Genomic DNA, 21316 nt, shown 5'->3' with positions numbered 1-21316 from the left:
TCAGTCGACGGTCAGGACGAGCTTCCCGGCGGTGCGGTTGGTTTCGCCCAGCGCGTGCGCCTTGGCCGCTTCCGCGAGCGGGAAGGTCCCGGCGATCTCGGCGCGCAACCGCCCCGTCGCCACGAGGTCGGCGATGGCGCGCATGCCCGCCTGATCGGCTTCGACGAGCAGGATTTCGGCGCGCACGCCCAGTTCCTCGGCTTCGGCCGCCAGCTGCTCCCCGGCGTAGGGGAGGATGGAGACGAGCAGTCCGCCGGGCCGGAGGGTGCGCAGCGACCTGCTGCGGTAGTCGCCCGCGATGGTGTCCAGCACCACGTCGACGTCGCTGACCGCGTCGGCGAAGTCGACCTCCCGGTAGTCGATCAGCTCGTCGGCGCCCAGGCCGCGCAGGAACTCGTGCTTGCCCGCGCTCGCCGTGCCGATCACGTGCGCGCCGCGGGCTTTGGCGATCTGCACGGCCAGGTGCCCGACGCCACCTGCGGCGGCCTGGATCAGCACCCGCTGCCCGGCCCGCACCTGCGCGGTGTCCACCAGCGCCTGCCAGGCGGTCAGGGCCGCCAGCGGGATCGCGCCCGCCTGCACGTGGTCCACTTCGGACGGTTTCGGGACGAACGCGCGTGCCGGCCCGGTGACGTACTCGGCGTGCGAGCCGACGCCGTGCGGGTAGGGCAGCATGCCGAAGACCTCGTCGCCCGGCTTGTGCAGGGTGACTCCGGGGCTGACGGCCTCCACCACGCCGGAGACGTCCCAGCCCAGCACGTACGGCGGTTTGCCGAGGAACAGCTGCTGTGCGCGGTGCTTCCAGTCGGTCGGGTTGAGCCCGGCCGCGCGCACCCGGACGAGTACCTCGCTCGGACCGGGCTCGGGGCGCGGCAGCTCCACCTCGCGCAGCACCTCCGGGCCGCCGAGTTCGTCCTGGCTGATCGCGCGCATCGTTTTGCTCATGCTTCGAGCCTGCCGCATCCGCACCCGCCGCGAAATGGCATGAATGCCAACATTCGATAGGATCGTGCCATGCATCGAGTCGTGGTGCTGGCGCTCGACGGCGTGTACCCGTTCGAGCTCGGCGTTCCGCAGCGCGTGTTCGGCAGCGCCGAAGGCCGCTACGAGGTCCTCACCTGCTCCGTCGACGGCGGGCCGGTGCGCAGCGATGCCGACTTCGCGATCACCGTCGAGCACGGCCCGGATCTGCTGCGCACCGCCGACACCGTGGTGATCCCGCCGTACGACATGTCCCTGCTCGTCGCCGAGCTCCCGCAGCCGGTGACCGACGCGCTCGCGCTGATCCGGCCGGGCACCCGAATCGTGTCGATCTGCACGGGCGCCTTCGCCCTCGCGGCGGCGGGAATGCTCGACGGCCGCCCGGCGACCACGCACTGGCGGCTGACGGACCTGTTCCGCCGCCTCTTCCCCGCCGTCCGGCTGGATCCGGACGTGCTGTTCGTCGACGACGGCGACGTGCTGACCTCGGCGGGCGCCGCCTCGGGTGTGGACGTGTGCCTGCACGTCGTGCGCAACGACCACGGCAGCGAGGTCGCCAACCAGGTGGCCCGCACGTGCGTCGTGCCGGCGTGGCGGGAAGGCGGCCAGGCCCAGTACATCGAGCGCCCGGTGCCCGATCCCGCGGAATCGAGCACCGCCGCGACCCGCACCTGGGCGCTCGCGAACCTGCAGCTGCCGCTGTCGCTCGCCGATCTCGCCGAGCACGCGCGGATGAGCGGCCGCACCTTCGCCCGCCGGTTCCGCGATGAGGTCGGGGTCAGCCCGGGCCGGTGGCTCACCCAGCAGCGCGTCGCCCGGGCCCGCCACCTGCTGGAGTCCAGCGACCTGCCGATCGACGAGATCGCCGCGCAGGTCGGCTTCGCCACGGCGGCCTCGCTGCGCCAGCACCTCAACGCCGCGATCGGCGTCGCTCCGCTGGCCTACCGCCGCACCTTCCGGGCCGGTGTCTGACTCACAGGACGCCTTCCAGCAGGTGGAGGCACTCGCCCTGGTCGTCGGCCAGCAGGTCTGCCGCCCGCACCAGCGGGATGAAGTGGCACCGGAAGGCCATCCCGTCGTCGCCGTCCCCGCTCACGGCCTCGTGCACCCAGGCGTCGCGCACAGCGGACGTCCGAGCGTGGAAGAACACCGTGACCCGCGGCTCCCCGGTGTGCGGGTGCGGGCTCTGCCGCACGGCGAGTGCCGTTCCCGGCTCGACTTCCGCTCCCGTCTCTTCGGCGACTTCCCGGCGCGCCGCTTCGGTCAGCAGCTCGCCGGTGCGCGCTCCGCCCGCCGGGATCTGCGTCCCGGCTTCAGGCGCGTCGCGGTGCTCGAACACGAGGAGCTCCGCGCCATCGGGTGCTGCTCGCGTCACGTAGACGGCGACGCGCACCCTGGCCGCTGGACCGTTCACCGGGCCGTCGCGCAGGATTCGATGAGGTTGTCCACCACGTCCAGCAACGCCGCGCGGTCCGGCTGGACCCTGGCCAGCACCCGCAGGCCGTAGTACGTGCTGAGCACCTGGCGGGCCAGGACTTCCGCGCTGCGGTCCGGGTCGATCTCACCGGACCGCTGGCCTTCCGCGAGGACTTCGCGCAACGCTTCCTCCACCGTCGCGAAGTTCCGCCGCACCTCTTCGCGGACGTCCGGGTCGCCCGCGGCGCGCTCGATGGCGGCGTTGATGGCGAAGCAGCCCGGCCGGTCGGCGCCGGAGAGGTCGGTGTCGATGCCGGTGGTCAGCAGGTTCCGCAGCCGGTCCGCGACCGGCCCGGGTGCGCGCAGCAGCGCCACCTGCTCGACCGTGGCCGTCTCCTGGTACTTGCGCAGGCTGCGCAGGTAGAGCCCGCGCTTGTCGCCGAAGGCGTTGTAGAGGCTGGACGGGCCGAGCTCGGTCGTCTCGCTGAGGTCGCGGGTGGAGGTCGCCTCGTACCCGCGGCGCCAGAAGGTGTCCATCGCCGCGTCGATGACGCGGGCTTCGTCGAACTTCCGCGGCCTGGCCATACCGCCATCCTAGCCGTTTTGAAGCGGTTGGACGAAAACCTCACATTTTGAATCGTACGCTTCAAAACGCTGCTAGCGTCGGTGCCCGCAACTGATCGACACCGAGCTGGAGGTCCCGTGCCGCTCGCCATCTACGTCCTGGGGCTGGGCATATTCACCCAGGGCACCTCGGAGTTCATGCTCTCCGGACTGCTCCCCGACATAGCCTCCGACCTGCGGGTCTCCATCCCGGACGCAGGCCTGCTGATCTCCGCCTTCGCCGTCGGCATGGTCGTCGGCGCCCCGCTGCTGGCCATCGCCACGATGCGCTGGCCGCGCCGGACCGCGCTGGTGGCGCTGCAGCTCGTCTTCATCGGCGCGCACGTCGTGGGCGCGCTCGCCCCGGGCTACTGGGTCCTGTTCGCCACCCGCATCATCAGCGCGGTGTCCTACGCCGGCTTCTGGGCCGTGGCGGTGGCGACCGGGGTGGGGCTCGTCGCACCGGACGCCCGGAGCCGGGCGGTCGCGGTCATCGCCAGCGGGCTGACGCTGGCCACCATCGTCGGCGTGCCCGCCGGCACCGTCCTCAGCCAGTTCACCGGCTGGCGCGCGGTGTTCTGGGCAGTCGCCGCGCTGACCGCGGTCAGCCTCGTCTGCTCACTGCTCACGGTCCGCGAGAGCGCTGAAGCACGAGGCGAAACGCGCAGCACCGCAGCCGAACTGCGCGCGATGGCCCGACCGCAGCTGTGGTTGTCCTACATGGTCACCGCGCTGACCTTCGGCTCGGTCATCGTCACCTTCAGCTACCTCGCGCCACTGCTGACCGGGGTGACCGGGCTGTCCGCGCAGTGGGTCCCGGCTCAGCTGGCGCTGTTCGGCGCGGGCGGTCTGCTCGGCATGTCGATCGGCGGCCGGACGGCGCAGGCGCACCCGATCCGCACCCTGCTGTTCGGGCTGAGCGTCCTGGTGCTGGCTTCCGCGCTGCTCGCGGTGGCCGGGGACAACGTGCTGATCACCACCGCGCTCGTCTTCGCCCTGGGCGTGAGCGGATTCGTCACCAACCCGGCCCTGCAATCCAGGGTGTTCGCCCTCGCGCCGGGTGCGCCGACGCTGGTCGGCGCCGGCAACACCTCGGCCTTCAACGTCGGCAACACCCTCGCGCCGATGCTGGGCGGCCTGGCCATCAGCGCAGGACTCGGCTTCGCCTCGGTGGCCTGGGTCGGCGCCGCGATCGGTGCGGCAGCCCTGCTCACCGCAGGGTGGGCGGGCTACCTGCAGCACCGGACCGCGCAGCCCAGCACCGCGCAGCGCACCCACGCCGCGGTCTGATCCCCGTGAGCGTTTCGGGGTGCTGGGGCGCCCCGAACCGCTCACGGGTCAACCGGCGAGGACGACCTTGCCGAGTTCGGCCGGCCCGGACAGCAGCGGGTGCCGCGGCAGCACCCGGACCGTGTAGCCGGCCGGCCCGGCGTGCGGCAGCGTCACCGTCGCCTCGTAGCGGCCGTCGGCGACCGGGCTCATCGACTCCGCGATGAAGTCGTGCAGCACGTCGGAGTCGTCGACCCGGCCCACCACCACCTCGACGTCCACATCGGACGGGTCCAGACCGGCCAGGTCGACCCTGGCCCGCACCGTCACCTGCCCGCCGAGCAGCGGCGTCCCGTCGTCCACCGACATCTCGGTGTCGCTGACCCGGACCCAGGTCCACGCCGCCTGCAGCCGCGCCCGGTAGTCGGCGATCTCCCGCGCCCCGCGGAAGTCGTCGGCGGTCATGGCGCGCATCGACCGGGCGGCCGGGGCGTAGTGGTGGTCGACGTACTCGCGGATCATCCGGGACGCCTGCACCCGCGGGCCGAGCGTGGCCAGGGTGTGGCGCACCATCGACATCCACTTGCCCGGCACGCCGTCGGTGTTGCGCTCGTAGAACATCGGTGCCACGTGCTCGGAGATCAGCTCGTACAGCGCCGCGGATTCCAGGTCGTCGCGCCGGTTGGGATCGCTGACACCGTCGGCGTTGGGGATCGCCCAGCCGTTGTGCCCGTCGTACATCTCGTCCCACCAGCCGTCGCGCACCGACAGGTTCAGCCCGCCGTTGAGCGCCGCCTTCATCCCCGACGTGCCGCAGGCCTCCAGCGGCCGCACCGGGTTGCTCAGCCACACGTCGCAACCGGACACCAGGTAGCGGGCCAGGGACATGTCGTAGTCGGGCAGGAACGCGATGCGGTGCCGCACGTCGGCCTGATCCGCGAACTTCACGATCCGCTGGATCATCGCCTTGCCGCCCTCGTCGGCCGGGTGCGACTTGCCCGCCACCACGATCTGCACCGGGCGGTCGGCGTCGAGCAGCAGCTCGCGCAGCCGGTCGGTGTCGCGCAGCATCAGCGTCGCGCGCTTGTAGGTCGGCACTCGGCGGGCGAAACCGATGGTCAGCACGTCCGGGTCGAAGACCGAATCGCACCAGCCGAGTTCCAGGTCCGACGCACCGCGCCGCAACCACGCGGCGCGCAACCTGCGGCGCACCTCGTCGACCAGCCGCTGGCGCAGCGAGCAGCGCAGCTCCCACAGCAGCGAATCGCTCACCGGTTCCATGCCGCGCAGCCCGGCCCCGCTGTCCATCTCGGACTCGCCGAGCAGCTTGCCCAGCTCCCGCGCCGACCAGGTCGGCCCGTGCACGCCGTTGGTCACCGAGCTGATCGGGACCTCCTCCAGCCCGAAGCCCGGCCACAGCCCGCGGAACATCTTGCGGATGACCTCGCCGTGCAGCTCCGAAACGCCGTTGGCGCGCTGCGCGAGCCGCAACCCCATGTGCGCCATGTTGAACATGCCGGGGTTGTCCTCGGCTCCCATGGCCAGCACCCGATCGGTCGGCACGCCGGGCAGCAGCGCCTGCGCGGAACCGTCGCCGAAGTAGTGCCGCACCAGATCCACCGGGAACCGGTCGATGCCGGCCGGCACCGGGGTGTGCGTGGTGAACACCGTCCCGGCGCGCACCGCCGCCACCGCCTGGTCGAACTGCAGCCCCGGCTCCTCCTGCAGCTCCCGCACCCGCTCCAGGCTGAGGAACCCGGCGTGGCCCTCGTTGGTGTGGAACACCTCGGGCTGCGGGTGCCCGGTCAGCGCGCAGTAGGCGCGGACCGCGCGCATGCCGCCGATGCCGGCCAGGATCTCCTGGCGGATGCGGTGCTCGGCGTCGCCGCCGTAGAGCCGGTCGGTGGTGCTGCGCAGGTCGTCGTCGTTCTCCGGCAGGTCGCTGTCCAGCAGCAGCAGCGGCACCCGGCCGACCTGCGCCTTCCAGATCCGGGCGTGCAGGGTGCGCCCGGCGGGCATCGCCACCCGCACCAGCACCGGCTCACCGGACTCGGCCGTCAGCATCTCCAGCGGCAGGCCGCGCGGATCCAGCACCGGGTAGTGCTCGACCTGCCAGCCCTCGGCGGACAGCGACTGCCGGAAGTAGCCCGACCGGTACAGCAGCCCCACGCCGATCAGCGGAACGCCCAGGTCGGAGGCGGCCTTCAGGTGATCTCCGGCGAGCACGCCGAGACCACCGGAGTAGTTCGGCAGCGCCTCGGTGAGGCCGAACTCCATGGAGAAGTACGCGATGGAGTCGGGCAGCGCGGCGCCCTCGTCCTGCCGCTGCTGGTACCAGCGCGGCACCGTGCGGTAGCGGCGCAGGTCGTCGGCGACGGCGCGGGTGCGGGCCAGGAAGTCCTCGTCACCGGCCAGCTGCCGCAGCCGGTCGGCGGGCACCTCGGCGAGCAGGCGCAGCGGGTCACCGCCGACCGCCGACCACACCCGCGGATCTACCGCCGCGAACAGGTCCTGCGTCGGCGGGTGCCAGGCCCAGCGGAGGTTGGTCGCCAACGTGCCGAGGGCGCTCAACGGCTCGGGCAGGTGGGCGCGCACGGTGAAACGGTGGACGGCTCTCACGGGAGCGGACCATATACCGGACCGGTGCGGCACGTGCGGACGTACCGACCGCCGCAGCGGGTGGGAAGCTTGCCGCTGTGCGCGCGTGGACACCGATCCTGATGATGATCTTGCTGCTCATCGGCTCGTGCGCGGCAGCGCCCCCAGAACCGCCACCTGTGGCCGATCACACCGTCGACCCGGCGTTCGTGCACGGCACCGATCACGGCGGCGCGGACCGCCTGGCCGCCACCGTCGTCACCGACGTCCAGAACTACTGGCACGAGCAGTACCCGGCGGTGTTCGGCACGCCGTGGCGCAACCTCGACGGCGGCTTCTTCTCCGTCGACACCAACGGCAACGGAACGGCCCCGCCCTGCTCGGCGGAGGTGAGCGATCTGGAGGGCAACGCGTACTACTGCGCCACGGTCGACGCCATCGCCTGGGACCGCACAGCACTCCTGCCGGTGCTTCAAGAGCACTACGGAGATGCCTCGGTCGTGGTGGTGCTCGCGCACGAGATCGGCCACGCCGTGCAGAAGCGCGCAGGGCTCGACGCCGACGCAGCACCCGTGCGCCTCGAAGCCATGGCCGACTGCTTCGCAGGCGCCTACGTGCGCTCAGTCACCGACGGCCGCTCGGAGCGCCTACGCATCAACGACGAGCAGCTCGACCGAGCGCTGCGCGCGATCACGCTGTTCCGCGACCCGGTGAGCACCAACAGCACCGACGCGCACGGCACCGCCTTCGAACGCGTCACGGCGTTCCAGGACGGCTACGCCAACGGCCCGCGCCGCTGCACCGAGGTGACCGAGACGCCGCTGGCCGCCCTGCCACCCGACGGGCCCAACCTCCCGCTGGACGAAGCACTGCGCACTGAGAGCATCTCGGAGTACTTCAGCGGCCTCGTCGGCGAGCAGTGGACACCGCCGGAGCTCGCCCTCGACCGCTCCGCGCTCGCCGAGACCCACGCCGACATCGGCGACCAAGCCGTCACCACCCTGCTCGCCGCGAAGTTCGCGCTGACCGCCAACGCCGGCCTCGGCCGCCCGACCACCGGCGCGGACGCGAGCAAGCAGATCGTCTGCCTCACCGGCGCGTACACCGCGGCCCAACCCGGGCTGACGCAGGGCGATCTGGACGAGGCGGTGGCCGTGGTGCTCGACTCCGACGACATCGGCCGCGACGCCCAGGGCACGAACCAGCTGACCGGCTTCGACCGCATCGCCGCCTTCCGCACCGGAGCGCTCGGCGGCGCGACCGCCTGCGGCTGAGCGCCGCTGCGAGCACGGGAACCTTCCTGTCAGCCGACCTCACACCCGCGGCGAGCATGGGAACCTTCCTGTCACTTCCGAGGCGGTGCAAGCATGGGAACCTTCCTGTCACCCGCCCTCGCACCCGCTGCAAGCATGGGAACCTTCCTGTCACGCGGTGCGAGCATGGGAACCTTCCTGTCATCTCCCGGATCCGCCAGATCGCCGTGGAGCCGATCAGCCAACCGATAGGCTGATCCGGGCACCGGGTGGCGCAGGTCGTCCGGTGCGCGGAGTTCGGCATCTGCAGCAGGATGGGGCGCGCCAGTGGCACGGGTATCGATGGGAAACCGAAGGCGGAGGCGGCTCCTCGGCACCGCGCTGTCCGCGTTCACGTGCATCGCGCTGGTCGCCGGCTGCGCGCAGCAGATCAGCGGCACCCCGACCACGATGGGCAGCTACTCGACCACCGAGGTCGCCGGGCTGCCGGTCAGCAACGGCCCGAGCGGCCCGAAGCCGGGCGCTCCGGACGCGCCGCTGTCGGTCGAGGGCACCGACAACGGTGAGATGGACAAGCTGGCCCGCAACGCCGTCGCCGACATCGACGACTACTGGACCTCGGTCTTCCCGAAGGCATTCCCGGGCAAGCGGTTCGCGCCGGTCAAGCGCCTGGTCTCCTACGACGCGGGCGGTCCCGGCGCGCAGGTGTGCGGGGAGAGCACCGCGGGCGTGGTCAACGCCTTCTACTGCCCGCCGGACGACCTCATCGCGTGGGACCGCGGCACGCTGCTCCCGGAACTCGACAACAGCTTCGGGCCGATGGCCGTGGTCGCCGTGCTGGCCCACGAGATGGGGCACGCCGTGCAGCACCGGGCGAGCACCGCCACCAGCAACGACCAGGTGATCGTGCTGGAGCAGCAGGCCGACTGCTTCACCGGCGCCTACTTCCGGCACGTCGCCGAGGGTTCGTCCAAGTACTTCCAGATCTCCACCGGGCAAGGCCTCAACGAGGTCATGGGCGTGCTGAGCTTCATCCGGGACGCGCCCGGCAAGTCCGACTTCCAGGGCAGGAACGCGCACGGCAGCGCCTTCGACCGGGTCACCGCCTTCCAGTACGGCTTCGACGAGGGCCCGCAGCGCTGCGGGCAGATGGACTTCGACGACGTCTCCAAGCGCACCACGCTGTTCGGCTCCTGGAAGACCGAGCAGGACACCGATCTCCCGGTGGACCAGAAGGGCCTGAGCGCCGTCGAGAAGAGCCTCCAGGAGGTCTTCCGCGACACCGGTGCCGAGCCGCCGAGCATCAGCACCGACCAGTCCACCTGCCGCGACCGGAAGCCCACCTCTCCGGCGACCTACTGCGAGTCCACCAACACCATCGCGCTCGACGTCGCGGCGCTGCAGAAGATCGCCACGCCGCCGAACAAGGACGCCGAGTCCGGCTACGGCGACTTCGCCGCCTACGCCCAGGTGGCGTCGCGGTACGTGCTGTCGGTGCAGAAGGCGGCCGGCCTGACGCTGGACGACCCGGCCGCCGGCCTGCGCACGGCGTGCATGGTCGGCGCCTGGAGCGGACTGCTGGTGGAGGACCCGATCGGCAAGCGCAACCCGGTCGGCAGCCTGCGCGTCGTGCCGGAGGACATCGACGAGGGCGTGGCCGCGCTGCTCGGCGAGGACAGCCTGATCGCGGCCGACGTCAACGGCAAGCAGGTCCCCGTCGGGTTCGCCCGCGTGGAGGCGTTCCGCATCGGCGTCCAGGAGGGCATGGCGCCCTGCAGCACCAAGTACAGCGCGACCTGACACCTGCTCAACAGCAGCGCCGTCCCCGCGCGGGGCGGCGCTGTTCGTTTCCGGGCAACCGGAAGGCGAATGCGACGTCCCACGATCATGAACGCTGAACGACAGCTGTTCTGGGACGGCTGCTTCAACACCCGGGACCTCGGCGGTCTCCGCACCGCGGACGGTCGCGAGACCAGGCGGGGCGCAGTGGTCCGCTCCGACGACCCGGCCGGCCTGACCGCCGAGGGCTGGACTTCGCTGCAGCGGCACGGCGTGCGCACGATCGTCGACCTCACCGGTGGCGACTCCAGCACCGCGCAGCGCCCGGCCGGGCTGACCGGCGTCGCGGTGGAGCTCGACGACCACTCCGACACGGAGTTCTGGACGCGCTGGGACAACGCGCTCTCCTGCACCCCGCTGTACTACCGGGCGTTCCTCGACCGCTTCCCGCAGAAGGTCGCCGAGGTGCTGACCGCGATCGCCGCGGCCGAGCCGGGTGGCGTGCTGGTGCACTGCAGCAGCGGCCGGGACCGCACCGGCCTGATCTCCCTGGTCCTGCTGGCCGCGGTCGGCGTCGGCGCGTCCGACATCGCCGCCGACTACGCGCTCACCCACGTCCGCCGGGCCGAGCTGTGCGCTGCGGCCGGACTGCCCGACGACACTCCCCGGGTGCACGGCTTGATCGCCGAGCACGGCACCTCAGAATCCGAGGTCATCGCGGACGCGGTCGGCTCCCGCGACATGGCGGCCTACCTCCGCTCCGCCGGGGTCACCGCAGAACACCTCGCCGCGCTGCGCGACCGGATGCTCACCTGACCGGGAACGACGCGGCCCGCCAGCCGAGGTGCACTCGGGTGGCGGGCCGCGAACCGTGGCTCAGAACAGGGCGCTGGCCAGCGCCCGGCGGGCGGCGCTGACGCGCTCGTCGCCCTCCGGGAAGACCTCGAACATCTCGACCAGGTGGCGGCGGACGCGGTCCCGCTCGTCGCCCGACGTGCGCTTGACCCCGCGGATCAGCCGGTCGAAGCCCTCCTCGACCTTCCCGATGGCCAGCTCGGCATCGGCCGCGGCCAGCTGGGCGTCGATGTCCTCGGGAGCGGCGTCGGCCCGCTCGATCGCGGCCGGGTCGGCCTGCTCGGCGCGCGCGGAGAACCGGACCTGCGCCAACGCGGCCTTGGCCTGCTCGTTGTTCGGCTCGCTGTCCAGGATCTTCTGGTAGGCGTCCTCGGCGGCGGCGTAGTCACCGCGCTCCAGCGCGTCCTCGGCGGCGGTGAACCGCGGGTCCTCGGGCTCCTCGACCGGCTCGGCGGCACCGCCCTGCTCCGCGGCGCGGATGCCGGGCAGCTGGTCGCGCAGGGCGTTGAGCAGCTCGTCGATCCACTGCCGGATCTGCGGTTCCGGGAGCGCACCGGAGAAGGCGTCCACCGGCTGCCCGCCGGCGATCGCGATGACCATCGGCACCGACTGCACCTGGAACAGCTGCGCGATGCGCGGGTTGGCGTCGACGTCGATCTTGGCCAGCACCCATGCGCCACCGGCTTCCTGCGCCAGTCGCTCCAGCACCGGGGAGAGCTGCTTGCACGGCCCGCACCAGGTCGCCCACAGGTCGACGATCACCGGCACCTGCAAGGACTTCTCGACGACCTCGGCCTGGAAGTCGGCCTCGGTGACATCGATGACCGCCCCGCTCGCCGGTGCGGCTCCGCCGTCACCGCCGCCTGCGGCCGGCTGCGCGGCTGCGCGCGCGTTGGCCTCGGCGCGGCTCTTCAGAGCCGACAGGTCGACTGCGCCCGCCATCGCGGACATTGCTGCTGCGTTCTGGCGTGGATCCGGCCTCGTCACGCCTCCATCCTGACACGTTGCACAGACGGCGCGGTGGCAGGGCGGCGGATGTTTCGCGGTCAGCGATCAAGCCGCGCCAAGTCCGACACGCCGAGTCGCCCACAGATCAACTCGAAGCAGTGAACAACTTCCCTCTAAGGAGTGGAAGCGCCGCGGAACCTCTCAAGCTCGGCGGCCTCCGGCTCCGAATGTGTTGGCAGAGCCCGCGGGGACGGTTGGTTTTCTGCGGGCCTTCGGGGCCTCCGTTTGGGGGACCTCCTGCAAGTAGTTCAACGAGAGGTACGAAACAGTGCGTATTGCTACCCGTGTTGCCGGTGTCGCCGGTGCCGCTGCTCTCGGCGTCGTGACCCTGGGCACCGCCGCGTTCGCGGACAGCGCCGACAACAACGGCATCAACGTGCTCGACGACAACAACATCAGCGCCGTTCCGGTGCAGCTGTGCGGCAACAACGTCGCCGTGATCGGTGCTGTTGTCCCGGTTCTGTCGCCGCAGGCCAACGACTGCGTCAACGCGCCGGTCGTCGACCACCCGAAGTACTGAGGGTCACCAGCGCTCAGCTGAGGCCGGGGGCGGCGTCGAACGCGATGCCGCCCCCGGTTCGCGTCGTTCTGCGCGCCTCACTGCTCGCGCAGGTGCTCCTCGACCCGGCGCACCTTCGCGCTCAGCTGACCGGTGTGGCCCGGGCGGATGTCGGCCTTGAGCACCAGGCTGGTGCGCGGCGCCCCGACCGAGGCCGCCTCGGTGGCGCGCTTCACCACGTCCATGACCTCGTCCCACTCGCCCTCGATGGTGGTGAACATCGAGGTCGTCTCGTGCGGCAGCCCGGACTCCCGCACCACCTTCACCGCGGCCGCCACCGCTTCGCTGACGCTGTCGCTGTCGCCTGCCCCGCTCGGGGCCACGCTGAACGCCACCAGCACGTCTGCTCCTCCTGTTCCTCGCGGCCGGCACCGCCGGCCGATGTGATCATGCGCCACGAACGAACCCACTGTCGCCGATTCCACCGGCCCCGGCACCACAGCCCACAACCGGCCGGTAACCGCTGCTAGCGTCGGACACCATGAGCACCCGTAGTCCGCTGCCCTTCGACCCCATCGCGCGCGCGGCCGAGATCTGGGCCGACCGGGTAGGCCCGTCGACGACGATGGCCGCGGTGACCAGCGTCATGCGGGTGCAGCAGATCCTGCAGTCCGCGGTCGACAACGCGCTCCGCCCGCACAACCTGACCTTCGCCCGCTACGAGGCGCTGGTGCTGCTGACCTTCTCCCGGCGCGGCAGCCTGCCGATGCGGGTCATGGGCGACCGGCTCCAGCTGCACCCGACCAGCGTGACCAACATCGTGGACCGGCTGGAGCAGGACAGCCTGGTGCGGCGCGTGCCGCACCCCACCGACCGGCGCACCACCCTCGTGGAGATCACCGAGGACGGCCGGGACCTGATGAAGAAGGCCACCGAATCGGTCACCGAGATCGACTTCGGCCTGCGCGGCATCACCGAGCGGCAGACCCAGCAGCTGACCGAACTGCTGGGCAAGGTCCGCCACGCCGCGGGCGACTTCTGACGACCCGCCGCGCGGCGGTGCGGGCAGCGCAGCCGCAACGCCCGCCCGGTCTCCGGGTGCCCGGCGTGAGACCGATGCGGCCGGGCTGTCCTCGCCAGGCGGGCGCTGAGGACCCGCGGCAGTGCGAGCGGCTCGCGCACGGCGAGCTCAGTTGATCTCCCGGATCCGCCCCCAGAACGTCGGCTCGTCCGAATCCGTCTCGGTCAGCAGGCCTCGGCGGTTCGCCCAGCGCTCGAACCACACCGTGGCCAGCGGCGGCACCGATGCGACCAGCGCGAGCACCAGCACGCCGAACCGCCAGCGCAGCGGGCTGAACACGACCAGGCAGACCACCACGTAAGCGGTGAAGATCGCCCCGTGGATCCAGCCCATCACGGTCACGCCGAGCGGCATGTCCAGGCCGTACTTGAACGCCATCGCCACCAGCAGCCCCACCCACGAGAACGCCTCGGCGATCGCCACCAACCGGAACCACCCGGCATAAGTCCGCGGCACGTCGACCCCACTTCCGTCTAGACCGGCACTTCACCCGAGTGTGCCGGGTGATGCGGGTCACCCCGCCGCCGGTCCGTTATGACCGGGTCTGCTCATCGACCCAGGACAGGTACTCCGCGCTCCCGCCGACGATCGGGGTCGCGATGATCTCCGGCACCTCGTAGCCGTGCTCGGCCTTCAGGTGCGCGACGAGCGCGGGCAGCCGGTCGGCGGAGGTCTTGATCTGCAACTGCCACTCGGGATCGTCCTGCGCCGCGCCCTCCCACACGTAGAAGCTGCGGATCGGCACGACCTGCACGCAAGCACCCAGCGCGGCCTCGACGACGCCCCGGGCCAGCGCGGCGGCGGATTCCTCGGAGTCGGTGGTGGTCACGACCTGCACATGATCAGCCATTTGCCCAGCGTAGCGGCGCGCCGTGACAGGAAGGTTCCCATGCTCCAAGGCACGCCGGGCGGTGCGAGCATGGGAACCTTCCAGTCACCGGCCCCGCGGCCCCTGCTGCGAGCATGGGAACCTTCCTGTCATCCAGGCTCAGCGGCGGGCGCCGCGCAGCAGGTTGGCCTCGGTGCTCAGGTAGTTGTCGCGGTAGTCGAACCGCGGGGTGTCGGAGAAGAGCAGCCAGTAGTACTTCATCTGCTCCGACCACCAGTAGCCCGGGCAGCTGTCCTCTTGGGACGGTGGCTTCGCCGTCACGTCGGTGAGGCCGGCGAAGCCGTAGTTCGTCTTCGAGGTCCGGAGCATGTTGTCGTAGTGGGTCTTCGCCCGCTCCCGGAAGATCTCGTCGCCGGTGGCCAGCCACAGCATCAGGGCCGCGTCGGCGAACTCGGGACGCACCGCGTTGCCCGGGTCGGCGGCCGACATCGTGGCGTAGTCGAGGGAGTTCGGGATGACGCCGAACTTCTCCTGCGCGGCGTTGAACGCGTCGTGGTAGGCGCGTCCCTCGTCGATCCGGCCGGATTCGGCGAGCAGCCCGGCGTAGAACCCGGCCAGCACGCTCTGCTCGCGGCTGAGGACCTCTCCGGTGAAGGCGTCGACCTGCGGGAACCACAGCAGGCCGTCGCGACGTTCGGCCTGGTGGGCGAGGATCGCGTCGGTGAGCGTGTCGTACCACCGGCGGAGATCTTCGTCGCCGAACAGCGCGTAGCCGTCCCACAGGTACTCGTAGTAGGAGTCGCCGGGCGGGCCGACGGTGGCCTGGCGGTTGCGCCACTCCCCCGTTTCGGCGTGGATGTCGTGCGGCAGCAGGCCGAGCTCGGTCCGCTTGTCGTGGACCACGCGCATGGCCCGCTTGGCCAGGTCGTAGTAGCGGCGGTCGCCGGTCCACTCCGACAGCACGCCGAACTCCGCGATGTAGGTGCCGACCTCGACGATGTTGGTCTCGGGACGGCTGACCTCACCGGTCGCCAGGTTCACGTAGCGGTAGGGCAGCCCGGTCGGCGATTCGGTGAACGCGGGCAGCAGCCGGTCGGCGACGTCGACGGCCAGTTCCAGCAGCCGTGGCGCGCCGGTGCAGTGGTAGGCCGCCGCGAGCCCGCCGACCATGCGGATGTTGGTCTCGAAGACCTGGAACGGCGCGTCGACGTCGAAGCTCAGGTTGTCCTCGATCCACTGCACCGCAAGCGCCACTTCGGCATCTGCCTCCATCAACCACAGCGTGTCGACGGCTTCGACGAGGCTGAGCCCGATGGAGTGCCCTTGGACGAAGAAGTCCTCGCGCCCGCCGGAGATGGGCTTGATGTGGTCGGCGCCCAGCGCGCGGTCGACGTAGTGCTGCCACGCCCAGAGGTATTCGCGGCGCACGGATTCGGCGACGGGCTTCCAGTTCCGGCTCGCCGACGCCGCTGCCGGGCCTGCCGCCAGCAGTCCGCCCGCCACGGCCGCCCCGCCCATCAGTCGCAGAACGGTTCTCCGGGACACGCCTCCGAACATCGCCGCCTCCTCCACTGGACAACCTTGTCAAGCCGCGCGGTTCACCGTTGCGGTCCGTGTCGGCGCGGTCAATGCGGCCAGCCGTTCTTGTCCGGTTTCGACACGGCGCGATGCCGATCAGCTGCGCGCACTGCCGCCGTCCGCCGCCTTGACCCGGGTTCCTGGGATGCGAGCAAGGGAACTTTCCTGTCACCGGCCGGGGCCCTGACCTGAAGCATGGGAACCTTCCTGTCATTCCTGGCGCCGCGACGCCCGGGGGCGGGTGGAGCATGGGAACCTTCCTGTCATCCCACCCGCCGGGTTGGGCCGATCGGTTGCCGTTGCGGGGCCGGGTGGCAGCAATGGCGCGCGGCGGCATTGACAGCGGGTTCCGCGGTGGGGTGCAATGCCGCTCGCCATGACAACGTTGTCTGACTCCGGGAACGTCCGGCGCGCCACCATGAGCGACGTGGCGCGGCTGGCCGGCGTGAGCATCAAGACCGTGTCGCGGGTGGTCAACGCCGAGAGCGGCGTCCACCCGGCCACGGCGGAGCGCGTGCTGTCGGCGATCGACCAGCTGGGGTTCCGGCGCAACCTCAGCGCCCGCAACCTCCGGCGCGGCACCGGCACCGGGACGCTGGGCCTGGTGCTGGAAGACCTCGCGAACCCGTTCTACTCGGTGCTCACCCGCGCGGTGGAGGAAGTCGCGCGGATGCGCGGGAAGCAGGTGCTCACCGGTTCGTCCGATGAGGACCCGGCGCGGGAGCGCGAGCTGGTGCTGGAGTTCTGCGCGCGGCGCGTCGACGGGCTGATCGTCGTGCCCGCCGGTCACCAGCACGGCTACATCGCGCACGAGATCAACGCGGGCACACCGGTGGTGTTCGTGGACCGGCCGCCCGGCAACCTCGACGCCGACGCCGTGCTCATCGACAACTCCGGTGGCACCGCGCTGGCCGCGCAGCACCTGGCCGAACACGGGCACCGGGAGATCGCCTTCCTCGGTGACGCGCCGGAGATCCACACCGCCGCCGAGCGGCTGCGCGGTTTCCGGGAGGGCTGCGCCCGGGCCGGGGTTCCGTTCGAATCCGATCTGGTGCTGATGGGCCCGCACACCGATGAGTCGGTGGCCGAGGCGCTGCGCACCACGCTGCGGCGGGCGACCGCGCTGGTCACCGGCAACAACCGGATCACCATTCACGCCCTGCGCGCCTTGGCGGGGCGGCCCGACCGGCCGGCGCTGGTGGGCTTCGACGACTTCGAGCTCGCCGACCTGCTGGATCCGCCGATCACGGTGGTCACCCACGAAACCAGCGCGCTGGGCCGGTCGGCGGCCGAGTTGCTGTTCTCGCGGCTGGACGGCGACCGCACCCCGCCGCGCCGGATCGTCGTCCCCACCCGGCTGCTTGCCCGAGGTTCTGGAGAGGTTGCACGGTGAGTTCTGTCCACGATGATCAGTCGGTGCGGGCGATCGTCCTGCCCGCCAACCAGCCGAAGCAGTTCTACCGCGGTGGCGCCTCCATCGCGGCGCTGCGCGGCGGTGGAGATGATCGCGAATTCGGCCCGGAGGACTGGGTCGGGTCCACCACGACGCGGTTCGGCCAGCCCGAATCGGGTCTGTCCCGGTTGCCCGACGGGCGCTGGTTGCGCGACGCGGTGCGCGAGGCGCCCGCGCAGTGGCTGGGTCCCGAGCACGTGGCCGCGTTCGGCGACAGCACGGCGCTGCTGGTCAAGCTGCTCGACGCCGGGCAGCGGCTGCCGGTGCACTGCCACCCGTCCGACCGGTTCGCCCAGCAGCACCTGGGTTCGCGGTTCGGCAAGACCGAGGCGTGGATCGTGGTCGGCACGAGCGGGCCGAACCCGGTGGTGCACCTGGGTTTCCGGGACGACGTGGCGCCAGAGGTGGTCGAGCACTGGGTGAGCACCCAGGACTCGTCCTCGATGCTGAGCGCCCTCAACGAGATCCCGGTGCGTCCCGGCGACACCGTGCACGTGCCCGCCGGCACGCCGCACGCGATCGGCGAGGGCGTGTTCATCGTCGAGCTGCAGCAGCCGACGGACTTCTCCATCACGTTGGAGTGGCGCGGTTTCCTGAGCGACGCCGAGAGCGCGTTCCTCGGCATGGACCAGCGGACCGCGCTGCAGACGCTCAACCGCAGCGGTTTCGGCGACGAGGTGCTGGCGTCGCTGATCAAGCGCACCGCGGACCAGGACGCGGCGCGGGTCGGGCTGCTGGCCGACGATGCCGCGCCGTTCTTCCGGGCCGACCGGCTGCACGGCGCGGTCGAGCTCGAGCCCTCCTTCGGGGTGCTGATCGCGCTGTCGGGCAGCGGAAAGCTGCGCACGGACAGCGGCAGCGAACTCGCGCTGCGGCGCGGGAGCACCGCGGTGATCCCGCACGCGGCCGGGGCCGCTCAGCTGGAAGGCGATCTCACCCTGGTGCACTGCCGCCCACCCTCCGCCGGGAGCCGGATATGACCGAACCACTGCTGGAAGCCCGCGACCTGGTCAAGCGCTACGGCGGCGTGGAGGCGCTGCGAGGCGCGTCGTTCACCGTCCACCCCGGTGAGGTGGTGGCGCTCATCGGTGACAACGGGGCCGGCAAGTCCACACTGGTCAAATGCCTCTCCGGGGTGGAGCAGCCGGATTCCGGGCAGATCCGGGTCGCCGGTGCTCCGGTGGTGCTGGACTCGCCCACGACCGCCCGCGCGCACGGCATCGAAACCGCCTACCAGGACCTCGCGGTCGCCCCGGACCTGGACCCGGCCGCGAACCTGTTCCTGGGCCGGGAACTCCGGCGCCCGGGTCTGCTCGGCAAGCTCGGCATGCTGGACAAGGCCGGGATGCGCGCGCAGGCCGCCGAGCAGTTCGCCAAGTTCGGCGTCTCGCTGCCGGATCTGACGGTGCCGATCGGATCGCTGTCCGGTGGTCAGCGGCAGAGCGTCGCGGTGGCCAGGTCGGTGGCGTGGGCGGACAAGCTGGTGTTCATGGACGAGCCGACCGCCGCGTTGGGCGTCGTGCAGCGCGAACGCGTGCTGGAGGTGATCCGCCGGGTGCGCGACAACGGCATCGCGGTGGTGCTGATCAGCCACAACATGCCGGAAGTGCTGTCGGTGGCGGACCGGGTCGAGGTGCTGCGCCTCGGCACCCGGGTGGCGCGGTTCAACGCCGCCGAGGCGACCTTGGAAGACCTCGTCGGTGCGATGACCGGCGCGCTGGCGCAGGAGGACGCGAGCTGATGCCCACCCAGCAGGAGACCCAGAAATCCACTGTGGAGGAAGCGCCGCGGGGCAAGGGCGTCGGCGCGCGGCTGGCCTCCTCCAACACGCTCTGGACCGGCCTGGTGCTGATCGCGCTGTGCGCGCTGTTCGGCGCGCTTCGCCCGGACGCCTTCCTCACCCTGTTCAACGCGCAGAACCTGCTGGTGCAGGCGGCGCCGCTGCTGATGCTCGCGGTCGGCATGACGTTCGTGATCATCACCTCCGGCATCGACCTGTCGGTGGGTTCGGTGCTGGTGTTCTCCGGTGTCGTCTCCGCGATGACCATGGAGGGGCTCAGCGGCGGTGACGCCACCGACGCCGGCTGGGGCGTGATCGCGATCGGCCTGGTGGTGGCACTGGTCGGCGGCGCGCTGTGGGGCGTGCTCAACGGGCTGCTGGTCGCGGTGGCCCGCGTGCCCGCGCTGATCGTCACGCTGGGCTCGTTCGGCGCGGCACTCGGTGCCGCGCAGCTGCTCACCAACGGCATCGACGTGCGCACCGTGCCCAGCGCGCTGCGCACCACGCTCGGCACCGGGACGTCGTTCGGGATCGTGCCGAACCTGGTGATCCTGGCCGCGCTGGTCACGCTGCTGGCGATCTGGCTGCTGCACACCACGGCCTTCGGCCGCTACACCTACGCGATCGGTTCCAACGCCGAAGCGGCCCGCCGAAGCGGGATCAAGGTGACCCGCCACCTCATCGCCGTCTACACCCTGACCGGCGTGCTCGCCGGGCTGGCCGGATTCATGTCGCTGGCCTACTTCGGCACCACCACGATCAGCGGCCACAGCAACGACAACCTCAACGCGATCGCGGCGGTCGTGCTGGGCGGCACCAGCCTGTTCGGCGGCATCGGCACGGTGCTGGGCAGCGTCATCGGCGTGTTCATCCCGGCGGTGCTCGACGCCGGATTCGTGATGGCCGGAGTCCGGCCGTTCTGGCAGCCGATCGCAGTCGGCGCGGTGCTCGTCGCAGCTGTCTGGCTGGACCAGCGCCGACGACGTGCGCGCAACAACCGCTGAAGTTCTTCGACCAACCGGCACAACGGCGTGTGGAGGGTGATTCGGATGAGAACTCGCAAGACGGTGCTCGCGATCGGCGCGGCACTGCTGCTGGCGGGCTGCGGGACCGGCCAGATCGGCGACACCGGTGGCGGCCAGACCGACCCGAACAACAAGAACCTGGCGCTGATCACCGGGATGCGCGGCGAACCGTTCTACGTCTCCATCGAGTGCGCGGCGCAGGAAGCGGCCGCCTCGGCCGGCTACCAGATCAACGTGCAGGCCCCCGAGAAGTTCGAGCAGGCCGAGCAGTCGCAGATCCTGGGCGGCATCGTCAGCACCAAGCCCGGCGCGGTGATCATCGCCCCGACCGACGACAAGGCGCTGGCCGCGCCGCTGCAGCAGGCGAAGGCCAACGGCATCCAGGTCGTCGAGGTCGACACCGCGCTGGAGGACCGCTCGATCGCGGTCACCTCGCTGTCCTCCGACAACTACGCGGGCGGCAGCATCGCCGCCCAGACCCTGGCCCAGCTGGTCGGCGACAAGCAGGGCTCGGTGCTGGCGCTGAACACCAAGGCGGGCACCTCGACCACCGACGAGCGCGCCAAGGGATTCGAGGACGAGATCGCCAAGCACCCGAACCTGAAGCTGCTGCCGACCCAGTACACCGAGAACGAGCCGGCGACCGCCGCCCAGATCGTCTCGGCGACCCTGGCCGCCAACCCCGACCTGGTGGGCGTGTTCGGCACCAACCTCAACACCGGTGAAGGTGCGGCGACCGCGCTGTCCAACGCGGGCAAGTCCGGCCAGGTGCAGCTGGTCGGCTTCGACGCCAGCCCCAAGCAGGTCGAGGATCTGCGCAACGGCCGGGTCCAGGCGCTCATCGCGCAGAACCCGGGCAAGATCGGGCAGGAAGGCGTCCAGCGCGCGATCGCGGCGATCAAGGGCGAGCCGGTGGAGCGCGAGACCAAGACCGAGATGATCGCGATCACCCGCGACAACATGGACCAGCGCAGCCAGTACTTCTACAAGTCCAGCTGCTGATCGCGGCCTGAGCCCCGGACCCGGCGTCCGGGGCTTCCGCGCGCTGCGAGGATGGGAACTTTCCTGTCACCGGTCCGCTCGCGCGCGGTTACCGTGGGGACATGGCTTCCTTCGGTGAGATCCTCCCCGGGCGCAAGTTGAAGCACGAGGGCGACGAGACCGGCATCTCGCAGGGCCACGATCCGGGTGGCCCGCTGGACCTGGAGCGAGGTGTGGTCTACCTGGCGCCGCCCGCGCAGGCCGACTCCGGCGAGCACGACGACACCGACTCCGAGCAGCGGGATTGATCGGCGTCACAGGCCGGTAG

General features: G+C 71.1%; 22 protein-coding genes. 13 read left to right on the top strand and 9 right to left on the bottom strand.

Annotated elements, in window-relative coordinates:
* Nucleotides 1-945: an NADP-dependent oxidoreductase gene (locus C4T78_RS13105; protein ID WP_235863822.1), complete on the bottom strand. Its 945-nt coding sequence runs from the start codon at nucleotides 943-945 to the stop codon at nucleotides 1-3.
* Nucleotides 946-1014: 69 nt separating this feature from the next.
* Here C4T78_RS13105 and C4T78_RS13100 point away from each other — a divergent pair, with 69 nt between their 5' ends.
* Nucleotides 1015-1953 carry a GlxA family transcriptional regulator gene (locus tag C4T78_RS13100; protein ID WP_093357581.1) on the top strand — a complete coding sequence of 313 codons (939 nt, stop codon included), beginning with the start codon at nucleotides 1015-1017 and terminating at the stop codon, nucleotides 1951-1953.
* 1 nt (nucleotide 1954) lies between these two features.
* Here C4T78_RS13100 and C4T78_RS13095 read toward each other — a convergent pair whose 3' ends face one another.
* Nucleotides 1955-2395, bottom strand: coding sequence for an NUDIX domain-containing protein (locus C4T78_RS13095; protein WP_093357582.1), 441 nt, complete (start codon nucleotides 2393-2395; stop codon nucleotides 1955-1957).
* Nucleotides 2392-2982, bottom strand: a complete 591-nt coding sequence (locus C4T78_RS13090) for a TetR/AcrR family transcriptional regulator (RefSeq protein ID WP_093357583.1) — start codon at nucleotides 2980-2982, stop codon at nucleotides 2392-2394. The genes C4T78_RS13095 and C4T78_RS13090 overlap by 4 nt, the downstream gene beginning before the upstream one ends.
* 117 nt (nucleotides 2983-3099) lie before the next feature.
* Here C4T78_RS13090 and C4T78_RS13085 point away from each other — a divergent pair, with 117 nt between their 5' ends.
* Nucleotides 3100-4290: a Cmx/CmrA family chloramphenicol efflux MFS transporter gene (locus C4T78_RS13085; protein WP_093357584.1), complete on the top strand. Its 1191-nt coding sequence runs from the start codon at nucleotides 3100-3102 to the stop codon at nucleotides 4288-4290.
* 48 nt (nucleotides 4291-4338) lie between these two features.
* On the opposite strand, the gene glgP is transcribed toward C4T78_RS13085, so the two are convergent.
* Complete coding sequence (gene glgP / locus C4T78_RS13080; protein ID WP_093357586.1) at nucleotides 4339-6888, bottom strand: alpha-glucan family phosphorylase; 2550 nt, start codon at nucleotides 6886-6888, stop codon at nucleotides 4339-4341.
* 101 nt (nucleotides 6889-6989) lie between these two features.
* On the opposite strand from glgP, the gene C4T78_RS13075 reads away from it, so the two are divergent.
* The 3 genes from C4T78_RS13075 to C4T78_RS13065 all read left to right on the top strand — a co-directional run bounded on the left by C4T78_RS13075 (nucleotide 6990) and on the right by C4T78_RS13065 (nucleotide 10715).
* Entirely contained in the window at nucleotides 6990-8141 is a 1152-nt protein-coding gene (locus tag C4T78_RS13075; RefSeq protein WP_107916174.1) for a neutral zinc metallopeptidase, read from the top strand.
* Between the two features lie 321 nt (nucleotides 8142-8462).
* Nucleotides 8463-9920 (top strand): neutral zinc metallopeptidase, encoded by a 1458-nt coding sequence (locus tag C4T78_RS13070; RefSeq protein WP_235863824.1) that lies wholly within the window; start codon nucleotides 8463-8465, stop codon nucleotides 9918-9920.
* An 87-nt stretch (nucleotides 9921-10007) separates the two neighbouring features.
* Nucleotides 10008-10715, top strand: coding sequence for a tyrosine-protein phosphatase (locus C4T78_RS13065; protein WP_093357590.1), 708 nt, complete (start codon nucleotides 10008-10010; stop codon nucleotides 10713-10715).
* 60 nt (nucleotides 10716-10775) lie between these two features.
* Here the strand turns inward: C4T78_RS13065 and C4T78_RS13060 are convergent, their stop codons facing one another.
* A complete protein-coding gene (locus tag C4T78_RS13060; protein ID WP_093357679.1) occupies nucleotides 10776-11696 on the bottom strand; it encodes a tetratricopeptide repeat protein in 921 nt (306 codons plus the stop codon).
* A 334-nt stretch (nucleotides 11697-12030) separates the two neighbouring features.
* Between C4T78_RS13060 and C4T78_RS13055 the strand changes: the two genes are divergently transcribed.
* The gene (locus C4T78_RS13055) at nucleotides 12031-12282 is read left to right on the top strand and encodes a hypothetical protein (RefSeq protein WP_235863825.1); all 252 of its coding nucleotides are present in this window, start codon (nucleotides 12031-12033) and stop codon (nucleotides 12280-12282) included.
* A 77-nt stretch (nucleotides 12283-12359) separates the two neighbouring features.
* On the opposite strand, the gene C4T78_RS13050 is transcribed toward C4T78_RS13055, so the two are convergent.
* Complete coding sequence (locus C4T78_RS13050; RefSeq protein ID WP_093357591.1) at nucleotides 12360-12662, bottom strand: MTH1187 family thiamine-binding protein; 303 nt, start codon at nucleotides 12660-12662, stop codon at nucleotides 12360-12362.
* Nucleotides 12663-12802: 140 nt separating this feature from the next.
* On the opposite strand from C4T78_RS13050, the gene C4T78_RS13045 reads away from it, so the two are divergent.
* Nucleotides 12803-13303, top strand: coding sequence for a MarR family winged helix-turn-helix transcriptional regulator (locus C4T78_RS13045; RefSeq protein ID WP_093146768.1), 501 nt, complete (start codon nucleotides 12803-12805; stop codon nucleotides 13301-13303).
* Between the two features lie 147 nt (nucleotides 13304-13450).
* On the opposite strand, the gene C4T78_RS13040 is transcribed toward C4T78_RS13045, so the two are convergent.
* The 3 genes from C4T78_RS13040 to C4T78_RS13030 all read right to left on the bottom strand — a co-directional run bounded on the left by C4T78_RS13040 (nucleotide 13451) and on the right by C4T78_RS13030 (nucleotide 15728).
* Nucleotides 13451-13798, bottom strand: a complete 348-nt coding sequence (locus C4T78_RS13040) for a DUF3817 domain-containing protein (protein ID WP_235863826.1) — start codon at nucleotides 13796-13798, stop codon at nucleotides 13451-13453.
* Nucleotides 13799-13874: 76 nt separating this feature from the next.
* Nucleotides 13875-14192, bottom strand: coding sequence for a divalent-cation tolerance protein CutA (gene cutA, locus C4T78_RS13035; protein ID WP_093357594.1), 318 nt, complete (start codon nucleotides 14190-14192; stop codon nucleotides 13875-13877).
* A gap of 138 nt (nucleotides 14193-14330) precedes the next feature.
* Complete coding sequence (locus C4T78_RS13030) at nucleotides 14331-15728, bottom strand: glycoside hydrolase family 47 protein (protein ID WP_093357682.1); 1398 nt, start codon at nucleotides 15726-15728, stop codon at nucleotides 14331-14333.
* Nucleotides 15729-16167: 439 nt separating this feature from the next.
* On the opposite strand from C4T78_RS13030, the gene C4T78_RS13025 reads away from it, so the two are divergent.
* The 6 genes from C4T78_RS13025 (at nucleotide 16168) to C4T78_RS13000 (ending at nucleotide 21296) form a co-directional block, all read left to right on the top strand.
* Nucleotides 16168-17142 (top strand): LacI family DNA-binding transcriptional regulator, encoded by a 975-nt coding sequence (locus tag C4T78_RS13025; protein ID WP_093146772.1) that lies wholly within the window; start codon nucleotides 16168-16170, stop codon nucleotides 17140-17142.
* The gene (locus C4T78_RS13020; protein ID WP_235863827.1) at nucleotides 17139-18182 is read left to right on the top strand and encodes a class I mannose-6-phosphate isomerase; all 1044 of its coding nucleotides are present in this window, start codon (nucleotides 17139-17141) and stop codon (nucleotides 18180-18182) included. The genes C4T78_RS13025 and C4T78_RS13020 overlap by 4 nt, the downstream gene beginning before the upstream one ends.
* Nucleotides 18179-18943: an ATP-binding cassette domain-containing protein gene (locus tag C4T78_RS13015; RefSeq protein ID WP_093357595.1), complete on the top strand. Its 765-nt coding sequence runs from the start codon at nucleotides 18179-18181 to the stop codon at nucleotides 18941-18943. Before C4T78_RS13020 ends, C4T78_RS13015 begins: the two co-directional genes overlap by 4 nt.
* On the top strand, nucleotides 18943-19986 hold the full coding sequence (locus tag C4T78_RS13010) for an ABC transporter permease (protein WP_093357596.1): 1044 nt from the start codon (nucleotides 18943-18945) through the stop codon (nucleotides 19984-19986). The genes C4T78_RS13015 and C4T78_RS13010 overlap by 1 nt, the downstream gene beginning before the upstream one ends.
* A gap of 45 nt (nucleotides 19987-20031) precedes the next feature.
* Nucleotides 20032-21009, top strand: a complete 978-nt coding sequence (locus tag C4T78_RS13005) for an ABC transporter substrate-binding protein (protein ID WP_093357597.1) — start codon at nucleotides 20032-20034, stop codon at nucleotides 21007-21009.
* Between the two features lie 101 nt (nucleotides 21010-21110).
* Complete coding sequence (locus C4T78_RS13000; protein WP_093357599.1) at nucleotides 21111-21296, top strand: hypothetical protein; 186 nt, start codon at nucleotides 21111-21113, stop codon at nucleotides 21294-21296.
* Nucleotides 21297-21316 lie beyond the last annotated feature (20 nt).

The organism is Saccharopolyspora kobensis (assembly GCF_900108315.1).
Lineage (GTDB): Bacteria > Actinomycetota > Actinomycetes > Mycobacteriales > Pseudonocardiaceae > Saccharopolyspora > Saccharopolyspora kobensis.
Note: the sequence above shows the minus strand (reverse complement) of the source record. Positions and strands in the feature narration are given on the sequence as shown.

Coding starts and splice junctions, on each gene's coding strand:
- C4T78_RS13105 (WP_235863822.1), bottom strand. CDS start 945: ATGAGCAAAACGATGCGCGCGATCAGCCAGGACGAACTCGGCGGCCCG.
- C4T78_RS13100 (WP_093357581.1), top strand. CDS start 1,015: ATGCATCGAGTCGTGGTGCTGGCGCTCGACGGCGTGTACCCGTTCGAG.
- C4T78_RS13090 (WP_093357583.1), bottom strand. CDS start 2,982: ATGGCCAGGCCGCGGAAGTTCGACGAAGCCCGCGTCATCGACGCGGCG.
- C4T78_RS13075 (WP_107916174.1), top strand. CDS start 6,990: ATGATGATCTTGCTGCTCATCGGCTCGTGCGCGGCAGCGCCCCCAGAA.
- C4T78_RS13070 (WP_235863824.1), top strand. CDS start 8,463: ATGGGAAACCGAAGGCGGAGGCGGCTCCTCGGCACCGCGCTGTCCGCG.
- C4T78_RS13065 (WP_093357590.1), top strand. CDS start 10,008: ATGAACGCTGAACGACAGCTGTTCTGGGACGGCTGCTTCAACACCCGG.
- C4T78_RS13060 (WP_093357679.1), bottom strand. CDS start 11,696: ATGGCGGGCGCAGTCGACCTGTCGGCTCTGAAGAGCCGCGCCGAGGCC.
- C4T78_RS13045 (WP_093146768.1), top strand. CDS start 12,803: ATGAGCACCCGTAGTCCGCTGCCCTTCGACCCCATCGCGCGCGCGGCC.
- cutA (WP_093357594.1), bottom strand. CDS start 14,192: ATGGCTGATCATGTGCAGGTCGTGACCACCACCGACTCCGAGGAATCC.
- C4T78_RS13030 (WP_093357682.1), bottom strand. CDS start 15,728: ATGTTCGGAGGCGTGTCCCGGAGAACCGTTCTGCGACTGATGGGCGGG.
- C4T78_RS13025 (WP_093146772.1), top strand. CDS start 16,168: ATGAGCGACGTGGCGCGGCTGGCCGGCGTGAGCATCAAGACCGTGTCG.
- C4T78_RS13015 (WP_093357595.1), top strand. CDS start 18,179: ATGACCGAACCACTGCTGGAAGCCCGCGACCTGGTCAAGCGCTACGGC.
- C4T78_RS13010 (WP_093357596.1), top strand. CDS start 18,943: ATGCCCACCCAGCAGGAGACCCAGAAATCCACTGTGGAGGAAGCGCCG.
- C4T78_RS13005 (WP_093357597.1), top strand. CDS start 20,032: ATGAGAACTCGCAAGACGGTGCTCGCGATCGGCGCGGCACTGCTGCTG.
- C4T78_RS13000 (WP_093357599.1), top strand. CDS start 21,111: ATGGCTTCCTTCGGTGAGATCCTCCCCGGGCGCAAGTTGAAGCACGAG.